13 protein-coding genes are annotated in these 18,417 nt (G+C 57.1%); 6 read left to right on the plus strand and 7 right to left on the minus strand.

The features are described 5' to 3' along the window. Position 1: 1 nt before the first annotated feature. Positions 2-1,162, minus strand: coding sequence for an MFS transporter (locus INF32_RS02535; RefSeq protein WP_226386846.1), 1,161 nt, complete (start codon positions 1,160-1,162; stop codon positions 2-4). A gap of 180 nt (positions 1,163-1,342) precedes the next feature. Here INF32_RS02535 and der point away from each other — a divergent pair, with 180 nt between their 5' ends. The 5 genes from der (at position 1,343) to INF32_RS02560 (ending at position 10,669) form a co-directional block, all read left to right on the plus strand. Then, on the plus strand, positions 1,343-2,647 hold the full coding sequence (der, locus tag INF32_RS02540; protein ID WP_262892952.1) for a ribosome biogenesis GTPase Der: 1,305 nt from the start codon (positions 1,343-1,345) through the stop codon (positions 2,645-2,647). A 300-nt stretch (positions 2,648-2,947) separates the two neighbouring features. Then, complete coding sequence (locus tag INF32_RS02545) at positions 2,948-6,109, plus strand: SusC/RagA family TonB-linked outer membrane protein (protein ID WP_226386847.1); 3,162 nt, start codon at positions 2,948-2,950, stop codon at positions 6,107-6,109. A 13-nt stretch (positions 6,110-6,122) separates the two neighbouring features. Continuing rightward, on the plus strand, positions 6,123-7,766 hold the full coding sequence (locus tag INF32_RS02550) for a RagB/SusD family nutrient uptake outer membrane protein (protein ID WP_226386848.1): 1,644 nt from the start codon (positions 6,123-6,125) through the stop codon (positions 7,764-7,766). Positions 7,767-7,791: 25 nt separating this feature from the next. Beyond that, on the plus strand, positions 7,792-8,919 hold the full coding sequence (locus INF32_RS02555; RefSeq protein ID WP_226386849.1) for a formylglycine-generating enzyme family protein: 1,128 nt from the start codon (positions 7,792-7,794) through the stop codon (positions 8,917-8,919). A gap of 34 nt (positions 8,920-8,953) precedes the next feature. Then, positions 8,954-10,669, plus strand: coding sequence for an Ig-like domain-containing protein (locus INF32_RS02560; protein WP_226386850.1), 1,716 nt, complete (start codon positions 8,954-8,956; stop codon positions 10,667-10,669). A gap of 103 nt (positions 10,670-10,772) precedes the next feature. Here the strand turns inward: INF32_RS02560 and gltX are convergent, their stop codons facing one another. From gltX to INF32_RS02590, 6 genes are all read right to left on the minus strand, one after another. Further along, complete coding sequence (gene gltX, locus INF32_RS02565) at positions 10,773-12,308, minus strand: glutamate--tRNA ligase (protein WP_226386851.1); 1,536 nt, start codon at positions 12,306-12,308, stop codon at positions 10,773-10,775. A 202-nt stretch (positions 12,309-12,510) separates the two neighbouring features. After that, positions 12,511-12,933, minus strand: coding sequence for a Fur family transcriptional regulator (locus INF32_RS02570; protein WP_226386852.1), 423 nt, complete (start codon positions 12,931-12,933; stop codon positions 12,511-12,513). A gap of 10 nt (positions 12,934-12,943) precedes the next feature. Beyond that, positions 12,944-13,852, minus strand: a complete 909-nt coding sequence (locus INF32_RS02575) for a cation diffusion facilitator family transporter (RefSeq protein WP_226386853.1) — start codon at positions 13,850-13,852, stop codon at positions 12,944-12,946. Between the two features lie 199 nt (positions 13,853-14,051). Then, a complete protein-coding gene (locus INF32_RS02580) occupies positions 14,052-14,780 on the minus strand; it encodes an SIMPL domain-containing protein (protein ID WP_226386854.1) in 729 nt (242 codons plus the stop codon). 12 nt (positions 14,781-14,792) lie between these two features. Further along, a complete protein-coding gene (gene ychF / locus INF32_RS02585; protein ID WP_226386855.1) occupies positions 14,793-15,893 on the minus strand; it encodes a redox-regulated ATPase YchF in 1,101 nt (366 codons plus the stop codon). Positions 15,894-15,972: 79 nt separating this feature from the next. Beyond that, positions 15,973-16,899, minus strand: a complete 927-nt coding sequence (locus tag INF32_RS02590; RefSeq protein WP_226386856.1) for an NYN domain-containing protein — start codon at positions 16,897-16,899, stop codon at positions 15,973-15,975. Positions 16,900-17,034: 135 nt separating this feature from the next. Between INF32_RS02590 and INF32_RS02595 the strand changes: the two genes are divergently transcribed. Next, positions 17,035-18,336 carry an OmpP1/FadL family transporter gene (locus INF32_RS02595; RefSeq protein ID WP_226386857.1) on the plus strand — a complete coding sequence of 434 codons (1,302 nt, stop codon included), beginning with the start codon at positions 17,035-17,037 and terminating at the stop codon, positions 18,334-18,336. The last annotated feature ends 81 nt before the right edge of the window (positions 18,337-18,417 follow it).

The raw sequence follows: 18,417 nt of genomic DNA on the forward strand, positions 1-18,417 counted from the left end.
TTTATTTAGAGGTTTTCAGTTTCAGCGAGCAGAAAATGAGGTAGCAGACGCAGAGCACAATGATGGCCAGCGAACCGCCCTGATGACCCACACTGTCGGTGGCGGCACCCATCAGCGGGGGAACGATTCCGCCGCCGAATACGCCCGTGATCATCAGTCCGGAAACTTCGTTGGCTTTGTCGGGCCGTGCTTTCAGCGCCTGGGAGTAGATCACCGAGAAGATGCTGGAGCAGGCGAAGCCGACCAGACCGACCATCGTGAGGATGGCTGCCTCGCCCTGCACGAAGAAGAGCGCCGCGAGGAAGAGCAGGGCGGCCAGGATGTGAATCCGGAAATATTTCACGTCGCTCATCCGGGCCAGCAGGAAGGTGCCGACGAAAGCGCCGGCCGTGCGGCAGACAAAGTAGACGCTCGATCCGAGCCCCGCATCGGAAAGCTGCATGCCGCAACGTTCCATGAGCAGTTTCGGGGTGACGGTGTTCATGCCCACATCGACGCCCACCACGAACACGATGCCCAGGAAAAGGAAGAGGATGGTGCTGTCTTTCAGCAGTCCGAAGGTGGCTCCGACCGAGGAGCTCTGCACGGTGACCGTTTCGCGTGGGATTTTCGTCATCTGCAGCCACAGTCCCGAGAGCAGGGTGATCAGCGCGAAGATCGGGAACAGGTAGTGCCAGTTGCCGAGCGAGGTGAGTGCGAAGGCGGCGATGACCGGGCCGCAGAGCGAAGAGATCGCCTTGACCACCTGTCCCGCATTGAGGGCACTGGTGAGCGATTCACCGCTCACTACGTTGGTCAGCAACGGGTTGAGCGACACCTGAAGGATCGTGTTGCCGATACCCAGCAGGGCGAAACCGATCATGCAGGTGACGGGATTGAACACGAGGAAAGGAATCACCATGCCCAGGATGGTGATAAGGTTGCTGAGCTGCACCATATTTTTGCGGCCGATCCGGTTCATGGCGATGGCCGAGGGCACCGACAGCAGCAGGAACCAGACGAAGACCATCGAGGGTAGCAGCCCGGCCATCGTCTCGCTCCAGCCGAAATCGTTTTTGACGTAGCTCGTGGCGATGCCCACTACGTCGCAGAATCCCATGACGAAGAACCCGAAGAGGATGGGCAGCATCCTGACCAGGCCGCCCGAAGAGGTTTTTTCCATTACAAGTTGAGTTTTGCAGTTAGAGTTTCCGGGACCGGCAGTGCGCGATCCCGGACACAATATTAATAAAAATTTTGCAAAACCCGACTGTTCCGGCGAACATTTGTGACGATTCGGAATAAATATTGCCATATTGCGAAAGTTGGCTATCTTTGTACCCTTTCTTAATACTTTGGAATTATGGCATTAGTGGCAATCGTCGGACGCCCGAACGTGGGTAAGAGTACGCTTTTCAACCGGCTGGTGGGCATGCGCAAGGCGATCGTGGACGATACGGCGGGAACCACCCGCGACCGGCATTACGGCAAGACGGACTGGTGCGGACGCGAGTTCTCAGTGATCGACACGGGCGGCTATTCGGTCAACAGCGACGATATTTTCGAGGAGGAGATCCGCAAGCAGGTGTTGCTGGCCATCGACGAGGCCGACGTGATCCTCTTTCTGGTCGAGGTCTCCACGGGCATCACCGACCTGGACATGCTGATGGCCGATGTGCTGCGCCGTTCGTCGAAAAAGGTGATCCTCGTGGTGAACAAGGTGGACAACAACGAACAGCTTTATGCCGCACACGAATTCTACGGACTGGGGCTGGGCGATCCGCTTTGCATCAGTTCGATGAGCGGAAGCGGAACGGGCGACCTGATGGATGCCGTCTGCGCCGCGCTGCCGGAAGACGCCGGGGCCGAGGAGGAGGCCGACCTGCCGAAGATCACGATCGTGGGGCGGCCGAACGTGGGGAAGTCCTCGCTGACCAATGCCCTGCTGGGCGCCGAACGCAATATCGTGACCCCGGTGGCCGGAACCACCCGCGATTCGATCCATACGAGGTATAACAAGTACGGGATGGACTTCTATCTGATTGATACGGCGGGTCTGCGCAAGAAGGGAAAGGTGACCGAAGACCTGGAGTTCTATTCGGTGATGCGCTCGATCCGTTCCATCGAGAGTTCGGACGTCTGCATCCTGATGCTCGATGCCTCGCAGGGGGTGGAGTCGCAGGACATGAACATTTTCAACCTGATCGTGAAAAACAAGAAGGGGTGTGTCGTGGTGGTCAACAAGTGGGACCTGGTGGAAAAGGAGACCAACACGATGAAAGAGTACCGGGAGTTCGTCGGGAAAAAGCTGGCCCCGTTCAACGACATTCCTGTCATATTCACCTCCGTGCCGGATAAGCAGCGCATTCTGGACGTGTTGCAGACGGCTGTCCGCGTCTATCATTCGCGCCGGAGGCGGATACCTACGTCGGAATTCAACGACTATATCCTGCCTGTGGTGGAGGAGACGCCGCCGCCTTCGACCAAGGGGAAGTATATCCGCATCAAATATGCCATGCAACTTCCTTCGCCGACCCCCTCTTTCGCCTTTTTCGTCAATCTGCCCCAATATATAAAGGAGCCTTACCGCCGTTTCCTGGAGAATAAAATCCGGGCGAGATGGGACTTTTCCGGGGTGCCGATCCAGGTATTTTTCAGGCAGAAATAGTCCTGTCTGCCGGCCGTTTTCTGCCCCCGGACCGAAACCGTCCGGGGGATTTTTATGTCCGGGAATCGGATGCGGTAACGAATATATTCGTGAATATAGTATTTATATTAAAAAATAATTCTATTTTTGTGTTCGGAAACGATCCGGACGCATTTTTTCCGAATTGCGGGCGCAGACCTGTAATTCGGATGCGTTTTTGGATCGGGCAGGTTCTTTTTCAGATTGATCGATAGGCAATACAACCCGACTTCGATGTACCATCTTTTAAATAATAACCCCTAAAAACTAACTCACATGCCTATGAGAAGAGATCGACTCGGAGATTCCTGGCGGAATTTTTCGAAAAGAGTCGCGTCTTTTGCGACACTGGCAGCGCTGTGCCTCATATCGGGCATGGCGTCGGCCCAGAACATCAAGGTGAGCGGACGCGTGATCGACTCCGACACCAAACAGCCCCTCGTGGGTGTCACCATCGTGATACAGGGTTCCGCGAAAGGAACCACGACCGGAACGGACGGTAAGTACACGATCTCCGCACCCAAAAACGCAACGCTGAGTTTCAGTTTCATCGGTTACGAAACCGCGGCTGTTCCCGTTAACGGGAAGACGCTGGTGAACGTGACGATGAAACCCAGCGCCACCGACCTCGACGAGGTGGTGGTGATCGGTTACGGTACGGCCCGCAAAAGCGAGGTGACCGGTTCCATCGCCTCCATCGGCACCAAAGACATCAACAAAACCATGATTACCTCGGTCGATCAGGCTCTCCAGGGCAATGCGTCCGGCGTGCTGGTCATCAACACTTCGGCCGAACCGGGAGGCGAGGTGACCATCCGTATCCGGGGCGGAAGTTCCATCTCCGGGGAGAACGAACCTCTGGTCGTGGTGGACGGTTTCCCTACCGACAAGTCGGTGCTTTCGCTGCTCAGCCCGAATGACATCAAGTCGATGGAGGTGCTCAAGGATGCGGCGGCTACGGCCATTTACGGTTCGCAGGGCGCCAACGGAGTCATCATGATCACTACCAAGAGCGGTCAGGAGGGCAAGGTGTCCGTTTCGCTGGACATCAAGCAGGGTATCTCCACTCCCCGCCGCTACATCCCGATGATGGACGGGCCCCAGTTTGCCCGCTACGGGCAGGCGGCCATGATCAACAGCGGTCAGAACATGCTGGGACGGAGCGGCAATGCTTCCTATACCTATATGCCCGATACGCTCGGAACGTTCGACGCCCAGCGGATGATTATCAAGGATATGGCCAACAGGGGCGATTACAGCGTGCAGATTTCCGGAGGCAAGAGAGGGTTGAACTACTATATTTCGGGCGGATACCTCCGGGAAGAGGGTCTGTTGAACAACTCCTCGAACGACCGGCTTTCGTTCCGTTCGAAATTCAATATCGACCTGACCAGCAACGTGAAGCTGACCCTGAATGCGGCCGTGAGCCAGAATACGCTCAAGTCGATCATCGGCGGCAGCGACGGCGGTGCCATCATGCGTACGCTGCTCATCAAGCCCAACACCTCGACAAAGGGCGACTTTATCGACGGCGTGTTCTACGATCCCGAGACGGGAGAACCCACCAGTATCTCCACCGAGGTGGCGATCGCCATGAACAACAACCGCAAACGCAAGACCTTCTATACCGATATCAACGGACTCATGCGCTGGTCGATCAACAAGTATTTCACGCTGTCGGTGAGTGCCGGATACCGCTATACGGAGACCAACAATTACGGTTATGTGCCGGCCGACATTTTCCAGCAGCAGGCACATATCAACCGGTACGTGAGTGCCAACCGCGACACCCGGGGTACGGGCAAGTGGATCAACGAGAACGTGCTCAACTGGAACCGCAAGTTCGGCAAGCACAGTTTCAACGCCATTCTGGGGCAGAGCTGGGAGCAGACCAAGAACGAGTCGTTCGGCGCCAAGGTGTACGGGTTCGACTACGACTTCGGTTGGGACAACCTGGGGGCCTCGACTTTCACCTCGACCACGGAACCCACCTCGAACTATTACGGCAACCAGCTGATCTCGTTCTTCACGCGTGTCATGTACAACTGGAACCAGCGTTACCACGTGACCCTGTCGATGCGTGCCGACGGTTCGTCCCGTTTCGGGCCGGACAAGCGTTTCGGTTACTTCCCTTCGGCATCGCTGATGTGGAATGTGACCCAGGAGGATTTCGCCAAGAACTGGTCGACCGTTTCGATGCTGAAAGTGCGTGCCAGCTACGGCGTGACGGGTAATCAGAGCATCTCCAACTATCTCTCCCAGTCGCAGCTCTCGCAGGGGCGCGTGATCATCGACAACGTGGCCTACGGCGGTGTGCAGACCAATACGATCGGCAACGACGACCTGCAGTGGGAGACCACCGCGCAGTATAACGTCGGAGCCGACCTGGAACTGCTCGACGGACGGATTTCCATGGCGCTGGATGCCTATTACAAGAAGACCTACAATCTGCTCTATTCGTACCGTATCCCCGGTCTGAGCGGCTATTCCACGGTGATGAAGAACATCGGCAACATCGACAACAAGGGTATCGAGTTCGAGTTCACCTCGCGGAACATCCAGACCAAGAATTTCTCGTGGACGACCAGTTTCAACATCGGATACAACAAGAATACGGTGACCGATCTGGGCGGTAACGACAACGTGGTGCTCTACCGCATGTCGGGCGTGATGACAAACGACATCACCTACCTGAAGATCGGGCAGCCCCTGGGTACGATCATGGGGCACAAGACCACGATTTTCAAGGACTGGAACGAAGTCTATTCGCCCGATGCCTTCTGGGTGGAAGACCCCAACAACATTCCCACCACGCCGGGTATGATCCGTTACTACGACCGGAACGGCGACGGTATGATCGACGACAACGACCGCGTGAAACTCGGTCAGGTGCAGCCTTACCTGATGGGCGGTTTCACCACGACTTTCACCTACAAGAATCTGGATTTCACACTCTTCTTCAACGGAGCCTATGGTAACAGCATCGTGGACGGCAATACGGGACGACTCGACCGCTGGCAGGGCAACCAGTACGGACAGACCCGCAAGGGCCTCAATTCGTTCCGTCCCTACAACTTCTATACGGGTGAGATCGGATACTCCGTACATGCCAAATATCCGGTGCCGGCGATGTACACGCAGAGTTCCACCGCCAAGGAGTATCAGGCGATGTTCAACAACTACTGGGTGCAGGACGGTTCCTACCTGCGTCTGAAGACCGTTACGATCGGTTATACGTTTCCCGAGAAGATCACCAAGAAGATCGGTATGAAGGGCCTGAGGATCGCTTTCAGCGGCACCAACCTGCTTACTTTCACCAACTATTTGGGTATGGACCCCGAGATGAGCAGTTCGGTGGGTTCGTCCAACTCCAAGCTGGGTATCGACCAGAGCAGTTATCCCGCCGCCAGGCTTTATACGCTGAATGTGAACTTTAAATTCTAAAATCGTCTGAACCATGAAGTTTTTATATAGAATATTGATTGCTTCGGCGCTCGTCACCCCCTGCTTCGTGTGCACCTCCTGCGAGTGGTTCCTCGAAGAGGACGTCGAGAGCAGCATTCCGCAGAACACCTATTTCCGGACAGAGGAGGAGGCCGTCAAATTCCTTTACGGCGCCTACGCCTCGGTACGTTCGACGGTCTTCGGGCCCGATTTCTTCCTCGTCACCGACTGTATGACCGACGACATGGAGTACCGTGTCAGCACCAACTACACCTACAAGGCCATTTCCGCCTTGCAGCACAACAAGCAGCTCAATACCTTCTATACGGTGTGGAACAAGCTGTACAAGGTGGTCAACGACTGCAATATCCTGATCGACCGGACGAACCTGCTGCGCAGCGACGAGAAGGTTACCTACAACTCCGGGAACCTGATCGAAGCCGAAGCCCGGTTCATCCGCGCATGGGCCTACCTGAATCTGGTGCAGTTGTGGGGCGACGTGCCTTTGCAGACCCTGCCCACCTATAATATCAAGGAGGACAACCTGGTGCCCGAACGGGCTCCGGCGGCATCGGTGTATGCCCAGATATTTTCGGACCTGAACTTCGCCTATGAAAATCTGACGGACAAACCCGGATCGGTGATTATCCGTACGGATATTACCTATCCCCTGACCATCGGAAAGGGTGCCGTGCGGGTGCTGCTGGCCCGGGCCTATCTGATTCACAAGCAATATTCGGATGTGGTGGAATACCTGCAGCCGATGATCGACAACAGCGGCGACGGTGCCGACGGTGCCGGGAAACTCTACGGACTGATGGCCAGCCACGAAGATGTGTTCGACCAGCGGAAGGTGACGGAGAATATCGAGGAGCGCAAACGGGAGATTCTCTGGACGATGGAGGCCAGCAAGGATAATGCCATCTATAACAGCTGGCATGCGCAGATCGCCACCAATCAGAAGCGGAACTACAACGGAACCTCCTATACGGACGAGGAACTTCCGTGCCCCACGACCAGTGCGACGGGCGCATTCGCTCCGACCGAAGACCTGATCCTTACCTATGATGCCCAGAAGGACAAGCGTTACCAGTGGCAGTACAAGATGTATTCCCAGGCTCCTTACTCCTACTTCCTGCCCATGAAGGGGTACGACATGGGGGCGACGGTCAACAACCAGGCCGGTTGCAACCAGATTCTGATCCGCTTTGCCGATGCCCTGCTGATGTATGCCGAAGCGAAGAACGAACTCGACGATCCTTCGCCGGCCGTCGAGGCCCTGAACCGGGTGAGGGTACGGGCCGGGCTTGATCCGGTCGACCTGGCCGACCTGTCCGATGTCAAGAGCGAACTGCGCGATCTGATCATGATGGAGCGCCGGCACGAGTTCGCCCACGAGTGCTACCGGATTTTCGACCTGCGGCGTACGGGAACCTACATTTCCGAGATGGAGCGTTTCAACCGCAAGTTCTCCGAGTTGAAAGACAAGGGTGTGTTCAAGGTATTCGTGCCGCAGTATGCCTATCGGGGCGATTTCACGGACGTCTATGTGTGGGGAAGCAGCAACAAGTACCCGCAGTCTTACCATGTCCTGCATCCGATTCCCTACCTGGAGACGGTCGCCAACAAAAACTTGACGCAGAATCCGGGTTATTAATCAATTGTCAAAAGAGAAAAGAGATATGAAAAAGACGGTATTGACATTCAGCAAATATCTTCTGGTCGTGGCGGCGGCGCTGCTGACCGCCCGGTGCGAGGACGATCCCTCGGATTTCGGCCACGATGCCATTCCCGATCCCGGCCCCGATATTTACGTGACCCCCATCACGCCGGAGGAGCGTGCGCAGATTGTTCCCGACGACCAGATTGCCGAGTACGGTTCGACCGAAGAGATGATCGAGCGGAGTGCGGGACAGGTATCGGCCGCCATCGAGATGGGATACACGGGGACGGACAGCAAATATTCCGCCGATCAGCGTCCCAAGCATTACGTGGCGCTCAAGGCGCTCAAGGTGATGCGGTTCGAGGTGACCGTAGAGCAGTTCCGCAAATTCGTCGAGGCCAACCCCGGAAAGGTGCAGATGCCGCCCGAACCCTATTGGGGCTGGACGGACCACGAGGGTAATTCGCGGGAGAACTTTCCGGTCGTGAACGTCACCTGGAAAGAGGCCAAGGCCTTCGCCGAGTGGCTAGGGGGGCGGCTCCCGACCGAGGCCGAGTGGGAATGGGTCGCGGGCAATCTGTGGCGCGACCGCAAGACTTTCAGCGTCGGGAACGTGGTTACCAACTGCACGTGGTTCTATCAGAACTCTTTCCAGCTGGTTAAGGTCATCACCGATCCGCAGGGCAATCAGGTCGAGCGGTGGGGATACATGCCTCATCCCGTAGGTTCGTACAAAGTGTCCAACTATGTGCTCAATACGACGACGGGGTGGGGGGCGACCAAGGACCGCACCACGTGCATGGGAACTTTCACCTCGACCGATACCAGCGACGGGATATGCGACGCCAGCGGCAACGTCATGGAGTGGTGCAGCGACTGGTTCAGTCCCACTTATTATCAGGAGTGTGCCGACAGCGTGGCGAAGGTGACTTATGTGTCCGACGAGATTACGAAAAGCAAGGAAAACGTGGCGTTCGATCCCAAAGGTCCCGATTCGGGCGATATGAAGGTGCTGCGGGGCGGCAGTTTCCTCATGGGAGACGAGGGCGGTTCCCCGATGGCACACCGGATCACTTCCCGGCAGCGTGCCTATCCCGGTGTGCGCGACGTACAGGTCGGATTCCGTGTGGTATGGGATGTGGAGTAAATGATTGTGAAACGTTGAAAAAATGTCATTCGATATGAAAAGATTATTGTGGATCGGATGTGCGGTTCTGCTCTTTGCGGGCTGCGAAACGGACAATCTGGCCCCGAACGAAAAATATATTCCGGTGAAAGGGGTGCAGATCAACAAAAGCGAACTGGATCTGGTGCGAAAGGACAACCGGACGCTTTTCGCTTCGGTGGTTCCGGGCGACGCCACCGTCAAGGAAATTATGTGGGAGAGTTCCGACCCCGAGTCGGTAGCCGTGGACGAAACGGGTAAGATCACCGCGATAAAGGGCACGGACGACGGCCAGCCGGTGACGGTCACCGCCGTTTCGAAGGAGGGCGGTTTCCGGGCCGAATGTCAGGTCTCCGTCCGCGATTACGGAATCATTATCCGCGACCAGAACGGGAATTCGGTCTCCGAACTGAATCTGCCGCTTACGGTAGGGCAGGAGAAGGCCTACAATTTTACAGGTGAAGCCGTCCTGCCCAACTCTGTCGGTCAGGCTCTCGTCTGGACCTCGGACGATCCCTCCGTGGTGACGTGCACCGACGACGGTGTGGTGACGGTGGTGGCCCAGACCGCCGCCGATACCAAAATCACGGTCACCTCGGCCGTGAATTCGGAAGTCTCCACCACGCTCGACGTGAATATCTCGATGGTGATGCTGAACTCCATGGCCCTCAGCGTGACGGACGTGCTGCTTCCTGTGAGCATTCCCGACACGGTCTCCCCGTACCAGCGGTCGAGTGTCGTGACCCACTGGTTTGTGAACGGCCAGATCGTCGATGTCTCCGAGGATGCCAGCAAGAATAAAGACCGTCACCCCTACATCATGGTGGAGCGGCCGGAAATCAAGCGGGAGATCGAGGTGTCGTTCGATCCGGCGATTCCGAGCTATTCGGACGTGACGTGGGAACTGGATGCGCAGGCGCAGAAATGGAATCTGAAGATCGAACAGAAGCTCGGTCCCGAAGGGGAGCCCGTGAAGTCGCCTACCGGCAACAATATCTATATCCTGACCTGTCCCAAGGGAGGCGACATGCTGCCCGACGGAGGATGGAGCGGCTGGTCGCCCGAAAACCCGGCGATCGCCACCGTCACAGCGAAGACCACGGAACCCGGTTCGAACGTGTCGGCCGCCTGCAAGGTGGAGGTGTACTGCTTCGCTTCAGCCTATAATATTTCGGCCGATCCCGCGTCTGAAAATTATGTCCGTAAGAAAATGGGCGATTTGGAACTGGAGTGCCTTATCGACGGGGAATATCGTCCCGTGAAACTGTATTATGCGGATGAAGTCGGCAAAGCCGACACACAGGACAGGACGTATGAGGCTGTTACGCTCAAGATCGGCGAGATGTACCATTTCCGGTTCAAGACCCTCAACCGTTACGCGATGCCTTATATCCACACGCAGCGGGGAGGTTCGACCAAATATTTCCCGATAAATATGTTCGAGTACGATCCTTCGATTCCGATCCGGGAGCAGAACTGTTTCTACAATAAGAGTTATGAAGGCGGAAAAATGATGACCCTTACGCCGTCGGTCGGTCCCGATGAAGGTTTCTGGGTCTATCCCAGCGAAGTCACTTCGCAATCCGTATATGTCAAGATACGGAGCGTGAAACTGGATAAGAAGGGCGACCATTCGGGTTATTATTCCGATGCAAACCTGTTCCCTTACTATACCTTCAATAACCAGGCAAGCTGTACTTGGGCCATGTTCAATATGAATGTGGTGAAGTAGGGAACGGAGGGTTTCAGATAAAAAAGAGAACGGCGGTCGATACCGCCGTTCTCTTTTTTATCTGATCGGAGAGAGTTTTTCCGGATTACCCTTTTCGGGCGACTTACTTTCCGAGCCGTTCCAGTGCCCGGTCGATGCGGGCGAGGGTCTCTTCCTTGCCCAGCAGTTCGCACACGTCGAACATGCCGGGACCTTTGCCGGCTCCCACGAGGGCCAGACGCAGGCTGTTCATGATCTGCCCCATGCTCAGCCCGTTGGCTTCGATCCACTCCCGCGTCGCCTTTTCCGTGTTTTCCACCGTGAAGTCGCCGACCGAAGCCAGCACTTCTTTCAGTTCGGCGATGCGGGCCGGATTGTCTCCTTTCCAGTATTTGGCGGCCACCTTTTCGTCATACTCCTGCGGAGCGAAGAAGAAATAGGAGGTCAGGTCCCAGAAGTCGTTCATGAACTTGGCGCGCTCCTTCATCAAGCCCGCGATTTTCGAGGCGAGGAAGATGCAGCAGTTCTCCACGCCGTGTTCCCGGAGAATCGGCAGCAGGAGGGCTCCCAGCTCCTCGTCGCTCTTGGACCTCAGGTACTGGGCGTTGAACCATTTGGCCTTCTCCGGATCGAAGCGGGCGCCGGCCTTGCCGACCCTTTCCAGGGAGAAGAGCCGGATCAGCTCTTCCATCGAGAATATCTCCTGCTCGCCCCCCGGGTTCCAGCCCAGCAGGGCCAGCATGTTGATGAATGCCTCGGGAAAGTAGCCGTCCTCGCGGTAGCCGCGGGACACTTCGCCTTCGGGCGAGGTCCATTGCAGGGGAAAGACGGGGAAACCCATCTTGTCGCCGTCGCGCTTGCTGAGCTTGCCCTTGCCCGTCGGTTTGAGCAGCAGGGGCAGGTGGGCGAACCGGGGCTGCGTGTCGCTCCAGCCGAAGGCCCGGTAGAGCAGATAGTGCAGCGGCAGGGAGGGAAGCCATTCTTCGCCCCGGATTACGTGGGTGATCTCCATCAGATGGTCGTCCACGATGTTGGCCAGGTGGTAGGTGGGCAGGCTGTCGGCCGATTTGTAGAGCACTTTGTCGTCCAGCGTGGACGTGTTTATCGTCACGTCGCCCCGGATCAGGTCGTTCATGTGCACCTCTTCGTTTTCCGGCATTTTGAACCGGATCACCCACTGGTCGCCCCGGCCGATGCGCTCCTTCACCTCCTCGGGCGAAAGGCGCAGCGAGGTGTCGAGCCCTTCCCTCACCTTGTGGTTGTAGGAAAAGGCTTCGCCCCGGGCTTCGGCCCCGGCCCGCAGGGTATCCAGCGCCTCGGGCGTGTCGAAGGCATAGTAGGCATGGCCCGATTCGACCAGCTGCAGGGCGTATTTCAGATAGATCTCCTTGCGTTCGCTCTGACGGTAGGGCGCGTGGGGACCGCCCTGTTCGATTCCCTCGTCGACGGTGATGCCACACCATTTGAGCGAGTCGATGATATACTGTTCGGCTCCGGGCACGTAGCGGTGCGAGTCGGTGTCCTCGATGCGCAGGATGAAGTCGCCGCCGTGATGGCGGGCGAAAAGATAGTTGTAGAGCGCCGTGCGTACGCCGCCCATGTGCAGCGGTCCCGTGGGACTGGGCGCGAAACGCACCCGTACGCGTCTTTCTGTTGCCATATCGTCGTTTGTGTTTTTGAATCGGTTGTGAAAAACGCTACAAAAATAGGAAATTAACGGGGAATTCTCCCATTTGTCCGAAGGAAAAAACAGTCCGGATGCGAAGCTGCCGATGGTACGGAGGCGTTGCCCGCCGCGGTGTCGCGGCAGGGCGTTTCTGCCGGTCGGGAGAAAGAGGGGGTGCGGTGAAGGTAAGGCGCGGTTATTTCGATCCGGAACACTCCCGGCACACCCCTTTTACCATGTAGTTGATCGAGTGCATGGCGAATCCTTCCGGAAGGGCGATTACGGGAATGTGGATCGCTTCGAAGCAGAAAGTCCGGTGGCAGATTTCGCAGTAGAAATGGGTGTGCATGTCCGCGACGGAACAGGAATCTTCCCCGCTGCACACCTCGTATTTCAGCGAACCGCTGCCATCCTCGATCGTGTGTACCACGTGCTGTTTCACAAAGAGGGTCAGCGTCCGGAAAATGCTGGATTTGTCGACCGTGCCCAACATGATCTCGAGTTCCTGAACGGAGACCGCACGCGCTGCCGCCAGCAGGGTCTCCAGTACGAGAATCCGGTTGGCCGTCGGCTTGATTCCCTTGCGGGTCAGTTTTTCGATGCATTTGCTGTTTTCCATACGCGTGCGGTTACAGGCAGCCCGTGTCGTGGCAACAGGTGCCGGAAGTTTCCGTTTCCAGTGTGGCATGGGTGATGCCTGCGGCCCGGAGCTCCTCCCGGACCGCCTCCTTCACGGCATCCGCATCCGTGTTCCGGGTCAGTACGAGGTGGGCGGTCAGGGCCGTGTCGGTCGTGCTGATGGCCCATACGTGGATGTGGTGTACACTTTCCACTCCGGGGTTTTTCCGGAGCGTTTCGCGTACCCGGTCGATGTCGATTTTTTCGGGAATGCCGTCCAGCGACAGCCTCAGGCTTTCCGCGAGCAGTTTCCAGGTCGAGACCAGAATGACGGCCGCGATTGCCAGGCTGACGATCGGGTCTATGACGTAAAGGCCTGTCAGCGAGATTGCGATGCCGGAGATGACCACTCCGACCGACACCAGCGTGTCGGCGGCCATGTGCAGGAAGGCGCCCCGCACGTTGAGGTCGTCCTTCTGGCTCTTCATCAGCAGCCAGGCCGTCAGACCGTTGACCAGGATACCGGCACCGGCCGTCCACGACACGGCAGCCCCGTTCACCGGCACGGGATCGTTGAATTTATGGATACTTTCGAGGATGATGGCCCCGACGGCCGCCAGCAGGATAATGGCGTTGAGCAGCGATACCAATACCGTGCTTTTCCGGTACCCGTATGTGAAGCGTTTCGTGCTGTGTATCTTCGCCAGTTTGAAGGCGAGCAGTGCCAGCAGCAGGCTGAATACGTCGCCCAGATTGTGTCCCGCGTCGGAGAGCAGGCCCAGCGAATTCTCGTGGAACCCGACGGCCGCTTCCACCACGACGAACAGCAGGTTCAGCACGATCGACACGATGAAGATGCCGTTCAGCGATCCGATCCGGTGTTCGTGTCCGTGGGTGTGATGTTCGTGATTGTGTGCCATAGGCTCTGTTCTTTCCTCTGCTTTGTTCTGCGAACAAAGGTACGCAAAGAATCGTGCAACCGGGTTGCATAATCGTCCGTCTCCCGGACTTTTTTATCCGGCGGCCGGGCGGAATGAGAGGAAGAGACTCTCCGGAATGAAAAAAGCGGCGCAGCCGTCTGCCCGCTGCACCGCCATGCCGTGTTTTCCCGTGACCGTTCTATTTGATGTGGTATTCCAGCCGCATGGTGATCCGGGCGATCTTGTTTTTGCTGGAGGTATTGAACGTTCCTCCGGCCGTGAACGCCTCGTTCGAATTGGGGCTCGTGATCTGGAAAACGCCCATGCGGGCCGTGCGCAGTTTTTTGAGCCTGCTGCCCGCCTTTTTGGCGATCGTCCGGGCCCGCAGGTTGGCGTCCTCGGTGGCTTTGGCGATCAGGTCCATCTTCACGTCGGCCAGTTTCGTGTAGTAATATTCCGGCTGCCACGATTCGATCTGCACGCCCTGGGCGATCAGCGACGAAATCTCGCGCGAGACGGTCTCCACGCGGGCTATGTCCTTCGACTCCACCGTGAACTCCTGCCGCAGCTCGTAGCCCGTGTTGCGCTGGCCGATATACTGTCCGTTGGCATAGATGGGCTCGGTGGTGCGGTTGACGTTCACGAACTGGAAAACTACGCTGCTGTCGGCGATCCCCTTGCTGCGGATGAACTCCTGCACCTTCCGTTTGGCGCTTTCCAGCTGGGCGTATCCGGCTTCGGCCGAAGGGCTCTGCTGCACGATCCAGCCCCGCCATACGATCAGGTCCGAGGTGAACTCCTTCTCGCCCAGGCCGGTCACCACGATCGTGTCCTGCGCATGATACTTGTACTTGTAGGCGCTGCCCAGAATGGCCGCCGTGATGATGATACAGATACCCGTCAGGGCCCAGTTCAGGTTGTTTTTCATACGCAATAGGTTTTATACGTTAAACAGGAAGTGCATGATGTCTCCGTCCTGGACCACGTACTCCTTGCCCTCGATGCCGATCTTGCCCGCCTCCCGGCACGCCTTTTCGGAACCCAGCCGCACGTAGTCGTCGTATTTTATCACCTCGGCGCGGATGAAACCCCGTTCGAAGTCGGTGTGGATGATGCCTGCCGCCTGCGGGGCCTTGGTCCCCCGTGTATAGGTCCAGGCCCTGGTCTCGTCGGGCCCCGTGGTGAAATACGTCTCCAGGTTCAGCAAACTGTATGCCGATCGGATCAGCCGGTTGACACCCGACTCCTTGAGGCCGATCTCCTCGAGGAACATCTGCCGTTCTTCATACTCTTCCAGCTCGGCGATGTCCGCTTCGGTGGCTGCGGCCACCACGAGCAGTTCCGCATGTTCGTCGGCAATGGCGGCCCGTACGGCCTCTACGTGGGCGTTGCCCGTGGCTGCCGAGGCCTCGTCCACGTTGCAGACGTAGAGTACCGGTTTGACGGTGAGCAGACCGAGTTCCCTGACCAGCTTGGCGTCCTCCTTGTCGATCTCCACGGTGCGGGCCGAACGGCCCTGCTCCAGCGCCGTCTTGTACTGGACGAGAATTTCGTAGAGTCGTTTGGCGTTCTTGTCTCCGCCCGACTGTCCCTGCTTCTGCACCTTGCCGATGCGGTTTTCGACCGTTTCGAGGTCCTTGAGCTGGAGCTCCGTGTCGATGATCTCCTTGTCGCGCACGGGATCGACGCTTCCGTCCACGTGGGTGATGTTGCCGTTTTCGAAGCAGCGCAGCACGTGGATGATGGCATCCGTGTTGCGGATGTTGGCCAGGAACTTGTTGCCGAGCCCCTCGCCCTTGGAGGCGCCTTTCACCAGGCCGGCGATGTCCACGATCTCGATGGTGGTGGGGATCACTTTTTTGGGATTGTCGATCCGGGCCAGGTTCACCAGCCGTTCGTCGGGTACCGTGATGACGCCTACGTTGGGCTCTATGGTGCAGAACGGGAAGTTGGCCGCCTGGGCCTTGGCGTTGGAAAGACAGTTGAAAAGGGTCGATTTGCCGACGTTGGGCAATCCGACTATGCCGCATTGAAGTGCCATGTCGATATTTGATTTATGTTTTTCAGGTCTGCAAAGATAGCGAAATGAACCGGAATCCGTACTCTTACCGGTAACCGTATTACATTTCGTACAGTCCGGGGAACTCCTCTTTTTCGTCCCCGGCTTCGGGTGCGAGTTTGCGGACGTTTTTCGCCACGTCCTGCTGTTTCTGCGGGTTCCGCTCCACGGTGAACTCCACCGTGTCGCCGGGGGCCAGATCGGCGAAATCTCCGATGACGTCCTTGTTGTGGAAATAGAGGTTGTTGTTCGGGTATTTGATGAAGCCGTAACCGTCTTTCAGGCTCAATATTTCGCTGACTTCCCTTCCCGAGCCCGACGAGGAGGCGTTGTCGCCTCCGACGAAGAGGCCCGAGATCAACGGGTCTCCCTGTTTCAGCCCGCGTTCGATCTCCTCGTGCATCGGGATGGGATAGGTGGCCAGCTGGAGCAGTTCGTGCGAGGTGCGGGTGACTACCTTGCCTCCCTCGTCGTTCTGGTAGTCGAATTCCCAGCTCAGGAGCATGGTCCGCACGCCGAGCGAACAGAGTTTGCGCAGCAGGGGGGCGTAGTCCGTGTCGGAGAGGATCAGCACCGCCACGTCGATGCGGTGCATGATGGCCAGTTCGAACACCTCCAGCGAGAGCCATACGTCGATGCCCCGTTCCTCCTTGCGGCCCGAAAAATTCCGCAGGGGCAGATAGTGGGTCTGGATTCCCTCGGCCATCAGGATGTCTTCGAACACGCGGTCGTTGTAGAGCTGGTTACCGCGCTGCGACGCCTCTGCTGCGTTGATACGCCCGCGGAAATAGTGGGCTTCAGCGATCTGGCACCGCGCGGGCGGACACTCTTCCGCCCGCGCGGCCCGGGTCCGGATGAAATCGTGCAGTCCGCTGATGCTCAGCCGTGTATGCAGGGGGTGGATATAGTTGTAGTAGTTGGATGCGTGCAACAGGAAATTACCGTCATAAAAGACTCCGAGGCGAAGGGGCGTGATACTGTTGGTCATGGTGTATTTCGATGAAAATATTAAATGTCTCTAAATTACGCATATATCCCTGCAAAATTATGAAAAGTTTTTCATATATGATAATATTTGTCGATTTTATGATAGTTTTGTGCCGCAATCAATCTGTAAAAAATTATGAGAAAACTAATTACTGTTTTGAGTGTGTTTCTCTCCGCGACGGCTTTCGCAGAGGGGTATCAGGTGAATCTCCAGAGCACCCGCCAGGCGGGTATGGGGCATGTGGGAACGGCCATGAAACTGGGGGCCGAAAGCATGCATTTCAACCCTGCGGGGCTGGTCTATATGGACAAGAAGGTGGACCTGTCGTTCGGAGCCTCCGCCGTGGCCACTGACGTGACCTACCGGGGCGAGGGCGGTTATCATGCCAATACAGACAATTCGATCAGCACGCCCATGTATTTCTATGCAGGCTTCAACGTGTGGAAGGATATGATCGCCGCCGGGCTTTCGGTGACCACCCCTTACGGGAGTTCGCTCGACTGGGGCAATAACTGGAAAGGAGCCGCCGCCGTGCAGGACATCGCTCTCAAGTCGTTCGTCTTCCAGCCCACGGTTTCTCTCCAGCTGCTCGACGGGTTGAGCATCGGAGCCGGCCTGATGGTGGCGACCGGGAATTTCTCGCTCTCGAAGGCGGTGCTTCCGGCCGGGTATCTGGCCCAGCTTCCTGCTTTCGGCGAGGCTTATAAGGACGTGGTGCCCGTGTCGGTCCGTCTGAAGGGGCGTTCGAACGTGCGCGTGGGATACAACGTAGGAATCATGTGGCAGCCCTGCAAGAAGATCATTCTCGGCGCTTCGTACCGTTCGAAAATCCGTATGACGGTCGATAACGGCGAGGCTGTGCTGACCTATGCGAACAATGCGATCCAGTCGGCTATTTCGGGAAGCGTCTCCATGCTGGATAACGGTACTTTCGCCGCTTCGCTTCCGTTGCCTTCGAACTGGAATTTCGGTGTCAGCTACATGCCGACCGACCGCTGGATCGTGTCGTTCGACCTGCAGTACGTGGGGTGGGACGCCTACGACCGGCTGGTGGTCGATTTCAAGGAGAACATGCTCAACGACAACGACCAGGATCTGAAGAAGGATTACAAGAATACGTTCGTATATCGTCTGGGTGCGCAGTGGCAGGCCCTGAAGACCCTTCAGGTGCGTCTGGGTGCCTATTTCGACGAGACGCCCGTGCGGAGCAACTACTACAATCCGGAGACGCCGGGAGCCAACAAGCTGGGCGTGTCGGCCGGCCTGAGCTACGAGCCCGTGCGCAACATGACGCTCGATCTGGCCTTTACGTTCATCAAGGGATTCAAACGCGACGGTTCTTACGAGTACCTGCCGCCCCTGCCCGCAGGAACATTCTCCGGAGAGTATGAATCCACGGCGTATGTTCCCTCGCTGGGTGTGAGCGTGCGCTTCTGATCCGCAGCGGAAAGACTCCGAAAAGCGGCATATCCCGACGGTATGCCGCTTTTTCTTTGTTTCGGATTTGTATTATATGGT

It is taken from the genome of Gallalistipes aquisgranensis (assembly GCF_014982715.1).
GTDB classification, from domain to species: Bacteria; Bacteroidota; Bacteroidia; order Bacteroidales; family Rikenellaceae; genus Gallalistipes; species Gallalistipes aquisgranensis.